7 protein-coding genes are annotated in these 12,673 nt (G+C 61.3%); 3 read left to right on the top strand and 4 right to left on the bottom strand.

Annotation, left to right across the window (positions count from 1 at the left end; translation table 11 throughout):
• The first annotated feature begins 10 nt into the window (after positions 1-10).
• Positions 11-1,705 carry a gamma-glutamyltransferase gene (gene ggt, locus MU846_RS04685; RefSeq protein ID WP_246948999.1) on the top strand — a complete coding sequence of 565 codons (1,695 nt, stop codon included), beginning with the start codon at positions 11-13 and terminating at the stop codon, positions 1,703-1,705.
• Between the two features lie 558 nt (positions 1,706-2,263).
• Entirely contained in the window at positions 2,264-2,515 is a 252-nt protein-coding gene (locus MU846_RS04680; protein WP_246948996.1) for a type II toxin-antitoxin system Phd/YefM family antitoxin, read from the top strand.
• Between the two features lie 436 nt (positions 2,516-2,951).
• Here the strand turns inward: MU846_RS04680 and MU846_RS04675 are convergent, their stop codons facing one another.
• The 4 genes from MU846_RS04675 to mutM form a co-directional block, all read right to left on the bottom strand.
• Positions 2,952-8,387: a hypothetical protein gene (locus MU846_RS04675; RefSeq protein ID WP_246948994.1), complete on the bottom strand. Its 5,436-nt coding sequence runs from the start codon at positions 8,385-8,387 to the stop codon at positions 2,952-2,954.
• An 85-nt stretch (positions 8,388-8,472) separates the two neighbouring features.
• A complete protein-coding gene (locus tag MU846_RS04670) occupies positions 8,473-9,033 on the bottom strand; it encodes a porin family protein (RefSeq protein ID WP_246948992.1) in 561 nt (186 codons plus the stop codon).
• 56 nt (positions 9,034-9,089) lie between these two features.
• Positions 9,090-9,443: a hypothetical protein gene (locus MU846_RS04665; RefSeq protein ID WP_246948990.1), complete on the bottom strand. Its 354-nt coding sequence runs from the start codon at positions 9,441-9,443 to the stop codon at positions 9,090-9,092.
• Between the two features lie 173 nt (positions 9,444-9,616).
• Entirely contained in the window at positions 9,617-10,426 is an 810-nt protein-coding gene (gene mutM, locus MU846_RS04660) for a bifunctional DNA-formamidopyrimidine glycosylase/DNA-(apurinic or apyrimidinic site) lyase (protein WP_246948989.1), read from the bottom strand.
• A 116-nt stretch (positions 10,427-10,542) separates the two neighbouring features.
• Here mutM and MU846_RS04655 point away from each other — a divergent pair, with 116 nt between their 5' ends.
• Complete coding sequence (locus tag MU846_RS04655; RefSeq protein WP_246948988.1) at positions 10,543-12,522, top strand: hydantoinase/oxoprolinase family protein; 1,980 nt, start codon at positions 10,543-10,545, stop codon at positions 12,520-12,522.
• Positions 12,523-12,673 lie beyond the last annotated feature (151 nt).

Raw genomic sequence — 12,673 nt, 5'->3', positions numbered from 1 at the left:
GACTGTTGCGATGCTGCGCCTGACCTGCCTATTGCTGATCACCCTGATGACGGCCCCGGCGCTGGCGCACAAGCCGCCCGCAGCCGCCATCGCCAGCGCCCACCCGCTGGCCACCGAGGCCGGCTTCCAGATCCTCGACGCCGGCGGCAACGCCTTCGACGCCGCCATAGCCGTTGCCGCCGTGCTGGCCGTGGTGGAGCCCGCCGGCTCCGGTATGGGCGGTGGCGGCTTCTTCTTGCTGCACCGCGCCGAAGACGGCTACCAGACCATGCTCGACGCACGGGAAACCGCCCCCGCCCGCGCCAGCGAAGCGATGTATCAGGACAAACACGGCGACGTGGTGCGCGATCTTGCCATCAACGGCCCGCTGGCCGCCGGCATCCCAGGCCAGGCCGCCGCCTTCGCCCATCTCGCGAAGAACTATGGCGCACTGCCACTGGCCGACTCTCTGGCACCCGCCATCCGCATCGCGCAAGACGGCTTCCCGGTCGGCGAACGCTATCGCCGGCTGGCTGGTTTCCGTGTCGAGGTCATGAATCGCTATCCCGCAGCCAGCGCGATTTTTCTGCACCAGGGCGACGTGCCCCCTGCCGGACACATTATCCGTCAACCTGATCTGGCCGCCGTGCTCGAACGGCTCGCCAAAGAAGGCCACAAGGGCTTTTACGAAGGGGAAACCGCCGAGCGACTGGTGCGCGCCGCCCGTGCCGAGGGTGGCATCTGGACACTGGAAGACCTCGCCAGCTACCAGGTAAAGGAGCGCGAACCGATCATCAGCGAATTCCGCGGCGCCCGCATCATTTCTGCACCGCCGCCCTCATCGGGCGGCATCGTTGTCGCCGAGACGCTGAATATTCTTGCCGAGTTCAACGACGGCGATATCGACCCCGCCCTGTTGCCGCACCTGACCGTCGAAGCCATGAAACGCAGCTACCACGATCGCGCCGAGCACCTGGGCGATCCTGATTTTGTCAGCATGCCCATCACCCGCTTGCTAAGTAAGCGCCATGCCCGCGACAAGGCCGCCAGCATTCAGCTGGATCGACCCACCCCCAGCAGCGAGCTTGGCGAACCGATCGAGCAACCGACCGGCACCCATACTACGCACTTTTCCATTCTGGACGACGAAGGTAATCGCGTGGCTGCCACCCTGAGCATCAACCTGCCGTTCGGCTCCGGCTTCGTCGCCGCCGGCACCGGCATCCTGCTGAACAACGAAATGGATGATTTCTCCGCCAAACCGGGCGCCGCCAACGCCTACGGCCTGGTCGGCAGCCTCGCCAATGCCATCGCCCCTGGCAAGCGCCCACTCTCATCCATGACGCCCACTTTCGTCGAGTGGGACAACAACGTCGCCATCCTCGGCACACCGGGCGGCAGCCGCATCATCAGCATGGTGTTGCTCGGCATTCAGGAAGCGCTCGCCGGCAAGCCCCCGCAAGACTGGGTCAGCCGCCCCCGCTACCACCACCAGTACCTGCCCGACATCGTCGAAGCCGAACCCGCCTTCATTGGCTCGCCCGAAGCCGGCCTGCTCACCGCACGCGGCCACGAACTGAAATCCACCGGCCGCGCCTATGGCGACATGCATGCGATTTTGTGGGAAGGCGAGAAGGGAGAAGTGAGCGCGGCGAGTGATCCGAGAGGGGAAGGTAGTGCGCGGGTGTTGCGTGGCAGGTCCGGAGCGGTGAATGGTGAGCGGTGAATATTGAGCTTTAAGCTCTCAGTTTTGAGCTTTGAGCTTTGAGCTTTGAAAGACAGGAAGAACCATCCAATCCCGCATTGGCCATTTTTAGCCCCTCTCCCCTTGCGGGAGAGGGGTTGGGGAGAGGGGGGAGATTATGGCAGTAAACATATACTCGGCACTCAATCTAGAACGAAACTGGCTGACGCTCGAGAATTTTTTCAGTGGAATTTTCATAGAAATTTCTACTGAAGAGAAGTGAAAGTAGCGCAACATGTAGCGGCCGTCGTGGCAGCCGAAAGTTCATCGCCCCCTCTCCCCCAACCCCTCTCCCACAAGGGGAGAGGGGCGAAAAAGCTCCACAGAAGCACACTTCCTTCACACGTTCATCTCAAAATATGAACTTCAAAATTTATCGCGCAGGAATAAATCTGACTTCACAGCTTCGTTTTTTTGCGCCTCCAACAGCCATGTCCTCTTGTCTGCCAATCCGAGGGATGCCATCCTGCGAGCCGGAGTGGCAGAGCAGACGAATACACCCCTGGCAAACCTTAATGCTGCCCCTTACAGGGAGGCCCTATGCGTCAAGTCCTGGCTGAATTCTCTGTAAGTATCTCGGAACTGAAGAAAAACCCGGCCGCGCTATTGTCGAAGGCCAATGGCTCACCTATTGCTGTGTTGAACCATAATAAGCCAGCTGCTTACCTGATTCCTGCTGATACCTATGCGGCTTTGATGGAGATAATCGAGGATCATGAACTCTCCAGGCTTGTCGAAGAACGTTTGAAAGATAAAGAGCAAGCCGTTTCGGTGTCTCTGGATGACCTATAAGCTGAAGTTTCTATCGGCTGCTCTGGAAGAGTGGCCGGGGCTGGGCGGGCCAGTTAAAAGCCCGTTAAAGAAACAATTGGCGTAAAGGTTAGAAATTCCCGGAGCTCCTGCCGACAAGTTAAATGGATATCAATCGGGCTGAAGATAAAGCTGCGCTCGGCGGGTTATCGGCTCGCTTATGAAGTGGTTGATGACGAGCTGATCGTACACCTTTTAGCCGTCGGCAAGCGGGATAAGGGCGGGTGTATTCTGCGCTCAAAGAGCGAAAAAGTGACTTGAAGCACCACAGCATAAGCCATTTGCATTTATTTCAATCATAAAAAGCATGTGGCAACTATCAGGCTCGCTGACACACCATATAGCGACTGGTTAAGGAAACCAAAAAAAGCCGCCATCCGTTATTGGATGGCGGCTTTCTGTCAGTCAGCCAAGTCCGTTAGTTTTGCACAGGAATAGCTGGTAGGAGCACAGGCCCGATAGCCGCAGCACTCTGGAGCGTCACCAGTATATCCGTGCCCGGCTCGATAGCTGTCTGGCCAGAACTCGGCTTCACGCTAAAGTCGCACACTAGAGGCTCCGTTCGGCTAGCAGCTTGGCAACTGGGTTCACCAAGGATTCTCGCTGATGAATCCGTTACTTCTACCGAAATACTGGAGCCTGCCGCCGGCGCGTTGCCATTCATATCTGCCATGATCACTCTGAAGTCGCCGCCCTCCGGCGGCAGCGATACAACCGGAACCAGCCCAGTCAGGGTCGTCCTGCCCCAACCCTGAGGTGGGGTGTTGGAGTCGCTGATATCACCCCACCCGGTGTAAGACGAGCCAGGTGCCACCACCCAGCCTTGGACATTGTCGGTGGCCAACACAATCAGGGCTGAGCGACGTACATGGGTCAGCGCCTTGCAATGAGGCGATGCTGGATCCGTATCAGCACATCCTACACCACGGAATGGCGCTGCTGGATCGACTTCGGTGTAACCCCCGTCCTGGTCAAAATCCATATACTCTTCGGAGAACAATGGCTCCCGCTCGTGAAAACCGGTTTCGTTATCATCACGGAAGGCTTCAGGCAAGCGCGTCCACTGCTCTCCTTCGTCGAACAGGTTATTACCATTCTGGTCGATGAAGCTCTCCTCACCGATGGTCCAGGCCGTGACGGTGCTGCGGCCATACCGGTCGAAGGCATCACATCTTACGGGGTTCAACACACCCTGCTCGAACGCATTAATCGACGAGCAGCCACGTGTAGCCCGGCCTTCATCAAAGTGTATCGGTTGGGCGCCATGACTGGTCCACATCACAGTACAGGTGCCGTTAGTAGTCTCACAGCTCCCGTCAATATCGCCCAATTCAGTGGTGAAGTTCACATCGACGCCATCAAGCCAGTTACCGAAGCGATCCGCAGCCCTGATCGTCACCGGCACGCTTACCCCCTGATGATCTCCTGCCAGAACGTTGATCTGTTCGGTGGCCAGGGAGAAACGGTTCTGTGTTACCACGCCCGAATGGATCGGAATCTGCCCTGTCGCGAAGATGGAAGCATCAGCCAACAGTTCGGCACGAACACCCGCGACCATTGGCACACTACCGCTACGTACAGTTACCACCACCTGGCCATTCTGATCCGTTTGGCTGACCGGATCGGAGGTAATCTCGAAGCCGCCGATATCGTTCACCGTCGAGAAGCGAACCTCCGTTCCTGCTGCTACAGGATTACCTGCCGCATTGCGAACAATAAAGCTCAACTGCCCCGTCTCTACCGCGCCCGCGTGCGACGAACCTTGCAAACCCAGGGCGGCGGGTGTGGCGCCGATGAATTCGATCGCTTGGGCAGGCGCTGCAGATACTTCAACAGCACGCTCGGCAACCAGCAACTCCGCACCTATCTGCGCCCGGGCATATAGCGTATCCACCACACAACCCGTGCCGGGCGTGTAGGTAGCTCTGGCGTATCCGCCCAGGTTCGGCACCGGGGCATCTGGCACCAGCGTCGCATGCCCGGTTTGCAGACAATGCGAGTTGAATTCAACATAACCTTCGCCCATCCATGGCGCACCATTGGAAGTAAAGGCAACCGATACCAGCAAGCTTCGACCTTCTGAAAGCGCTAGCGGCAGACCCGGTCCCGGATCAACAGCGGCGTCAAACTCGAACGCGATCTCCACCGGTTCCGGTGTCGCCTCCACTCCGCCGCCTTCTGACGAGAAAGACGCGCTCTGGCTAGAGCTTTGTTCCTCGCCTTCCCAGCCGATGCGGACGGTGGCTGTCACTATACCGGCACCGCGCTCGGCACCGGACATCAGTTTGACGGTGGCCACGCCATTGCCGTCTGTCAGTGCAGTGCCGTTGACCGGATCGAGGCCCCCCACACCAGCTGGTGCATCCAAGGCAAAGGCCACCACTCGGTTCTGTATTGGAATTCCGGCGCCATCGACCACGCGGGCCTCGACAGTCAGAAAGCCGTCCGCTGGCACGATGCGAGTTTCGACATTGTTGTTGTCGTAAACACGCAGCGCTTCCAGATAAACATCGTTCACTCCGCTTTCACGAATCGTGAAGACGGCTGTATCCGTCAGGCCCGCCGCCGGGAAGCTCGCTGTGACGATACCGCCCCCCGACACCCCGGTTGACGCCAGCTCTACCCAGGCCTCGCCACTGCTATCTGTGGCGATAGTAGCGGTGGTGCCCGACGACACCGGCCCCTGGAACTCACCCAGTGTCGTTTCCAGTGTCACTAGCTGATCCGCCACTTTGTCGGTATCAGGATGGACGACGCTCACGCGCACGCGCGCCGGGTCGCCGCCCCGGATCGGGTTACCGGTAGTTACGTCGCCGCCACTATTTCTGATACTGATAATCTCAAACGTAAACAGACTCGCGCCGCCGAGTGTCTTGACCGCTGCACGCGCATTGACCGCTGCGTTATCAGTCAGGGTGGCGATCACTTCACCATCGCCGGGCACCGTGCCTGCAACAAGTGTCATCTCCACTTCGCCACTTGCGTTCGTCCTGCCCGATGTTCCGGCCAGCTCGCCTACAGTCGCCGCAAAGGTAACAACCTTGCCTTCAACAGGCCCATTAGCACCTTGCAGGATGGCAACTATTGTCGCTGGATGCTCGCTGGTCACCACACTGGCCGTCGGGTCGCTATAAGTCACCACCAGCGCCAGCTGGAAATCCTGAACAGCCGTAAAGACATGGCGAGTGGATACGGGCTGCGAATCAAACTCGGTTGTTGCGGTGAGCACACCAGCGCCTTCTGCTTCGCCAACATCCAGCTCAATACGGGCATTACCAGTATTGTCGGTTGCCACGCGGCCTGATGCGGGCGTCATGGTGCCAAGCTCTGTAGTGAAGGTCACAATCTGGTTCGCCACCGGCTGCCCGCTGGCGTCCGTCACCTGGGCAACGATCATCGCGGGTGCGCTGGCGTTGATCTCTGCCGGCGCGGTCATCGCGATATTGCCCACCACGGGCTCTTCGCCAGTCAACATAAAATTGACGCTTTTTTCGAGGGAGCCGAAGGTGGCCGTAGCCGTCCCCGCCCCTGGCACGCCACCGGAAGCCAGCGTTGCCTGTGCGCGCCCATCGGCACCCGTCAGCACCAGACCGCTAGCGGGCGCGAGGTTACCGGCAGTGACGCTCAGATTGATGATTTGCCCGGCGACACCATTCCCCTGGTCGTCAACCAAACGTACCACCAGCAAGCCGATATCGTTGCCGCCGATCTCGGTAATATCGGCAGTGTTGCTCTGGTCGCGCAGTGCAAATTCAATGTCCCAACCGGCTTCGGGGTTCTGCACTACACCACCGTCGCCTTTGGTATTGAAAGTGGCTGTATCTTCGACATCTGCAACACCGAACAGGCGCGCAGTGATGGTTCCTGCTGTCTGTACCTCACCTGCCAGAAGATTCAGCGTTGCGACACCAGCGGCATCGGTCAGCGCCCTGCCGGAAGTCGGGCTCAACACCCCGGCATCAGTGGAAAATTCCACGACAACGCCAGCCACAGGCGCGCCATCCTGAGTAACGGTGGCCTGAACGAGTGCAGGATTGTCTTTGTCGATCTGTATGTTGGAAAGCGTCAACGTCAGTTCGGGCTTACGATCTACCGAGGTATTGACCAGCGCAAAGTTGAGCGTCACTTCATGTTGCTCTCCGCCCAGCGTAAAGGTCGCTGTGAGCGTGCCAGCGCCACTTGGATCGTTTTCACCGACAGCGATGCGGGTGCTTGCCCGGCCATTACCGTCAGTCAGAACCCGATCCACCTCCAGCTGGCCTATATCGCTGGCAAGCGTAATCAGCTGGCCGGGTACCGGGATAGCGGTATCGCCACGGGTCAGCTCTACCTCAACCACGCCAGGGCTGTTGCTGGTAAGCGGGTTCAATGCGTAGGGTGCGGATTCTCCATCGAGCTTCAGCGTCAACGTCATCGTCTCGCCGTCCTCGTGAGAAGCACCACGGGTGAGGAAGTTGACGCTACCAGTATAAGGCTGGCCTTGGTACATCACTGCTGCGGCCAACGTGCCCGCGCCTTCCTGTTCGCCAGCACGCAGCTGCACTTGTGCCCGGCCAGCGGCATCTGTCAGAGCGCTGGTGGGTGAAAGCTCGCCGTAATTCGGGCTGGTAAATTCCAGGACTTCATTCGCCAGCGGCTGACCGTCCAGGGTCACGGTTGCAATGACGGTCGCCGGGCGGTCTTGAGTAATCGGGTTTGCGGCGGTGCCGACAGGGTTGTTGGTGCTGTCGAGCAGGGCCAGTGCCACTACGACTGCCGCAGTGCCGCTGCCCGGCTGCTGGCCACCTAACGATTCCGCATTGATGCTGCCGCTAACCGTCGTCTGGCCTATCGTTACCGTGGCGTTCACAGTGCCGGCTGCGGCGGTTGCGCCCGCAGTCAGTGTGGTTGTCGCCACACCTGCGGCATTGGTCAGCCGGGAGCTGTGTTCGATCTCGCCCACTGCGGTATTGAACCGGACAATGGCCCCCGGCACAGGCGCGCCGTTATGAGTGAGCGTGGCACGCAGCGTCAGCGGCGCGTTGACCGTCACAATCGCTTCGGCAGGCCCCAGGAGCGCTCCGGCCGCATCAAAAAGCTGGAGGCTGAGGACGTAATCATCGCTCTGCACTGGCGGTGCGCCAGCTGCATCCCCCTCGGTGGCAAAATTCACGGTGTGCCTTGCAACATGCTCATCCTCACCCTGGAGATAATGATGGGTGACGGTGAGCGAGCCTGCTCCCTTGGTATCGCCAGCGCTCAAGATAACGGTTGCCACCCCGGCGCTGGTTGTCAGTGCGCTATCCACTGACAGCTCGCCCAAGGTCGTGGAGAAATGCACTACTTCACCCGCGAGCAGCTGGCCGCCAGCCCCGCGCAGAGTGACCTGAACCGTTGCGTGCTGGCCGTCCCGAATGGGATTTTCGGCACTGCCAACACCACCCAGGGAAACTTGCAAGCTTCGCGCCTGAGGATCGGCAGGGTCAGCAGGATCGGGGTCGTTCGGATCAGGATCGGGGGGAGGCGCTACCACTTCGCGGCCGCAGCCCACCGCGTGAGCCTGGCTCGCGTTCTTGGAGACAATCGCGTTACGGCCGTTACCGAAGGTACAGACGGTGCCCGTCGCTGCCAGCGACAAGGTATAGCTCTTGTCGTCCTGAACCCGCGTTGTAAAACGGCGGGAGCCATCGGCGGCGAAAGAAAGCTGTTCCGATTGCGCGCCTTCCAGCGTCACCGTCACTTGCTCGCCCTGCTCCAGCCCGCTGACTTCTACCGTAGGCTGCCCATAGTTCAGGCCACTACTGCTACCCGAGCCCCCACCACACGCCGCAAGGCTGACAATTAACGCCGCCAGGAAACCGATACGTCTACGCATTGCTCTTCCCCACCCCCGACCCCGGGGTTGTTTTTGTCACGATCCTTCACTCACGTTGCACCAGCAATAAACTGCTGCCGCAGGCTCAGAAGTTCCAGAACAGTCCCGCTGAAGGGCCTTGCAAGCGCCCGTGCCCGATATCGTAGTACTGGGTAAATTCCAGGTTCACACCCAGATGCTCCCCAAGAGCGAGGTCTACGCCCGCTGCAAAAGAAGTATCCCGAAACGTATCCCGATCCTTACCGCCGGCATATTTGAATCGTTCTTTGCCGAAGGTGTAGCCCACCGCAACATAAGGCCGTACCGGCCCGAGCGGATAGCCCGCCCGCAGAAAGCCACTGAACATATAATCACGGCCAAATTCAGCCTGCGAAGGTGGTTGCGTGAAGGACGAGCGCCCCTCCTTTGGATTGATCGTCGTGGCGAGCCGCAATTCAGAACTGAAATAACGATTCAGATGGCTGCCCAACCGCGCAACAACATCGCCGGATTCAAAACGGCCACCGTTGAAAAAACGATTCAGATCATACTGCTCCAGCTCTACATAGCTGATACCCACATAAACCTGGCCGGGCTCAGAAGCCTGGCTGGCCATGCTTGCCGTTGAGGCAAGGCAGGCGCCCAGCAACGCCGCATAAAATCTCATCCGTTGTTCTCCATTCGGCAAGCAAATCTGTTCGGCTCTGGCCAAACTGAAATTATTTATTGGTTGCTTTTTCTCATCGCCCGCTGCTGCTCATGCTGCGCCGGCGTGCAACCCAGACAGCGCAGGAACGCCGAGCGTGCCGGGGCTTTCACCAGCGTTTCGCCCGCGTCATCGACATTGCCGCCGAGCGCACTGAATGGCAGCGTTACGGTGTAGGCCACCAGCCCCAGGGCAGTGACGACTGTCAGCACCGGGCGGGCGATCAGGATATCCCCCGCGACGGCGAATTCGCCGGGGCGGTCTTCGGCATAAAAGTCTCTGGCATTCGCGTTCAGTGGCGCCATCCCCACAGTAATCAGCGTGGCGGCAAGAACGCCGGCCAGCAGCGGCCGCTTGGCTCCCAGCATCATCAAACCCTCATTGATTTGCGGTTCTTTCAGTCAGTGCTTTCCAGTGTTTTTTATAGTTAATGTATTGCAGACATTATCCATGCTAAGTGTTTAATAAACCGGCAATTGCATCACAATCTACACCTTTGGTGTGACTGCTTCAACCATACAAACAGCTCAGTGACGAGCGCGATTCACGTCTGGCAGCGGCGGCAGTAAACCGTGCTGCGCTGGCCGTGCTTGCCCAGGCTCAGGGCGGCGCCACACTGCGGGCAGGGCGCGCCGCTGCGGCCGTAAACCGCCAGCTCCTGGGCGAAATAGCCCGGCTGGCCATCGGCGCGGCTGAAATCCCGCAGCGTGGTGCCGCCGGCCGCGATGGCCCGCGCCAGCACAACGCGAATCGCTTCCGCCAGCCGCTGGTAGCGCGCAGCACTGATCCGGCCGGCGGGGCGTGAGGGGTGGATGCCTGCCATGAACAGGCTCTCCTGCGCGTAGATATTCCCCACGCCCACCACGATGCGGTTGTCCATGATGAACGTCTTGACGGCCTGCCGGCGGTTGCGGGAGAGCTGAAACAACCGCTCGCCGGTGAAGGCGTCATCCAGCGGCTCGGGGCCAAGGTGATCCAGCATGGGGTGGCGGCCGGGCGTGGCCGTCCAGAGCAGGGCACCGAAACGGCGCGGGTCGGTAAAACGCAGCATCTGGCCGCTATCGAGCACGAAATCCACATGATCGTGCTTGCCGGGAGGGGTTGCTTCGGGCACCACACGCAGTGAGCCGGACATGCCCAGGTGCATCAGCATTTGCCCGCCCGGCAGATCCACCAGCAAAAATTTCGCACGCCGCCCCACCGGGCCCACTGGCGCGTCATGCAGCGCCGCGATCTCGTCCGCCACGGGCCAGCGCAACTGGCGCTGGCGCAGCACCACACGGCCGATCCGCCGCCCTTTCAAGTGCGGCGTGATGCCCAGGCGCGTGGTTTCAACCTCCGGCAACTCCGGCATGGCACAGGCTCCTGGCAATAACAGAGCTGGCGATGATACCTCAATGCATCGACCCGGCACGCCTTCCGCGCTACCGTTGCGCAGTTCGCACACAGGCAACACAGGGCCGTTTCACTATGGCAGCACCGCATTTCTGGCTCGGCGTCGATACCGGCGGCACCTTCACCGATTTTGTTTTGCTGGGCGATGGCGTGGAGCGCATCCACAAAGTGCTCTCCACCCCCGAGGCACCGGAGCGTGCGATTTTCCAGGGCATCCGCGAGCTTGGGCTTGAACAGGCGCAGCAGGAAGGCCGCCTGCGCATCGTGCATGGCACCACCGTGGCCACCAATGCGGCGCTGGAAGGCAAAGGTGCGCGCACGCTCTTCATCACCAACGAAGGGCTGGAAGATGTACTGCTGATCGGCCGGCAAACCCGCGCAGAGCTTTACAATCTCGCGCCACAAGCGCCGCCCCGGCCGCTTCAGGCGGCGCACATCGTCGGCATTCGCAGCCGCATGGGCGCGCATGGCGAGGAAGTGCTGCCGCTGGATGACGCCGCCATCGACGCGCTGGTGGCACGCGTGCGCGCCGCGCAGCCGGAAGCCATCGCCATCAGCTTGCTGTTCAGCTATCTCAACCCGGCACATGAGCAGCGGCTACAGGCTGCGCTGGCGGAATGCGCGGCATTTGTATGCCATTCTGCCGAGGTGCTGCCCATCGCCGGGGAATACGAGCGTGGCCTGGCCACCTGGCTGAATGCCTGGCTCGGCCCGCGTGTGGCGGATTACCTCACACGCCTGAGCGACGGCGTGGCACCAAGCCGCGTCAGCATCATGCAATCCAGCGGCGGCACCGTGGCGCTAGGTGCCGCTGCATCGCGTGCGGTGAACCTGCTGCTATCCGGCCCCGCCGGCGGCCTGAACGCCGCACGCGCCATCGGTGAAACGCTCGGCGAGCCGCGCCTGATGACGTTCGACATGGGCGGCACCTCCACCGATGTGGCGCTGCTCGATCACGGCTTCCGGCTCACACTGGAGGGCCGCATCGGCCACTGGCCGGTGGCCGTGCCCATGGTGGACATGCACACCATCGGCGCCGGCGGCGGCTCGCTGGCCACCGTCGACAATGCCGGCATGCTGCATGTGGGCCCGGCCTCTGCGGGCGCCGATCCCGGCCCGGCCTGTTACGGCCGTGGCGGCACCGGCGTGACCGTCACCGACGCCAACCTCGTGCTCGGCCACTTGCCCCCGGATCTCAGCCTTGGCGGCAGCATGAGTGTTGATCTGCCCGCCGCCAAGCGCGCCCTGGCCCGGCTTGCAGAGGCGCTGGGCACCACCACCGAGCAGGCCGCTCGCGGCGTGATTGATCTGGCCAACGAGCATATGGCACAAGCGCTGCGGGTGATCTCGATCCAGAAGGGCTTTGATCCGGCGGATTTTGTGCTGCTGTGTTTTGGCGGGGCCGGCGGCCTGCATGTGTGCGCGCTGGCCGACATGCTTGGCGCCCGCAGCGCGCTGGTGCCTGCGCACAGCGGCGTGCTTTCCGCTCAGGGGCTGATCCGCGCACCGCGCCAGCGCGAGCTGATCCGCACCCTGCCAGCGGGCAACGATTCCGCCTCACTGAACGCGCTGGCCGAGGCATTGCTGGCGCAAGGCAGGGCGGCGATGCTGGCCGAGGAAGGGCTCACCGCCAATGAGCTGGAGGCCACCACGCATCTGGATATGTGCTATGAAGGGCAATCCTTCCCGCTGAGCGTGCCCTGGCACGGCGATCTCGCGGCAGCGGAAGCGGCTTTCCACACGCTACATGAACAGCGCTATGGCCACCGCCTCAATGCGCCTGTCACCCCCGTGAACCTGCGTGCCCGGCTGGCCGCCACACAGGCGCTGCCGCCCGGTGGCGAGTTGCCGCTGGTGCCGCCCGGCCCGCCGCGCTACAGCGACGTGGCCGGCATCGGCGCGGTGCCGGTACTGGAGCGCGACAGCCTCACCCCCGGCGAGGCCCTGCCCGGCCCGGTAATCATCGCCGAGGCAGTGGCCACCACCTGGGTCGCTCCCGGCTGGCAGGTCAGCCGCCTGCCGAGTGGCCACCTGCAATTACTGCGCACCCGGTGAACCAGTGCCCTGCGGCCATGGTCACAGTACCGCTGCGCTTGCAAACTGTGATCAGAGCCGCAAACTGGAGCCTGGGGCTAATGACAGCCCATTCGCCGGTCGCTCGGGCAATACGCCATGCCGGCGCTCCTGCAGACGGATATCACGACAA

Origin of the sequence: Alcanivorax quisquiliarum, assembly GCF_023051175.1 — a bacterium.
Lineage (GTDB): Bacteria > Pseudomonadota > Gammaproteobacteria > Pseudomonadales > Alcanivoracaceae > Isoalcanivorax > Isoalcanivorax quisquiliarum.
Note: the sequence above shows the minus strand (reverse complement) of the source record. Positions and strands in the feature narration are given on the sequence as shown.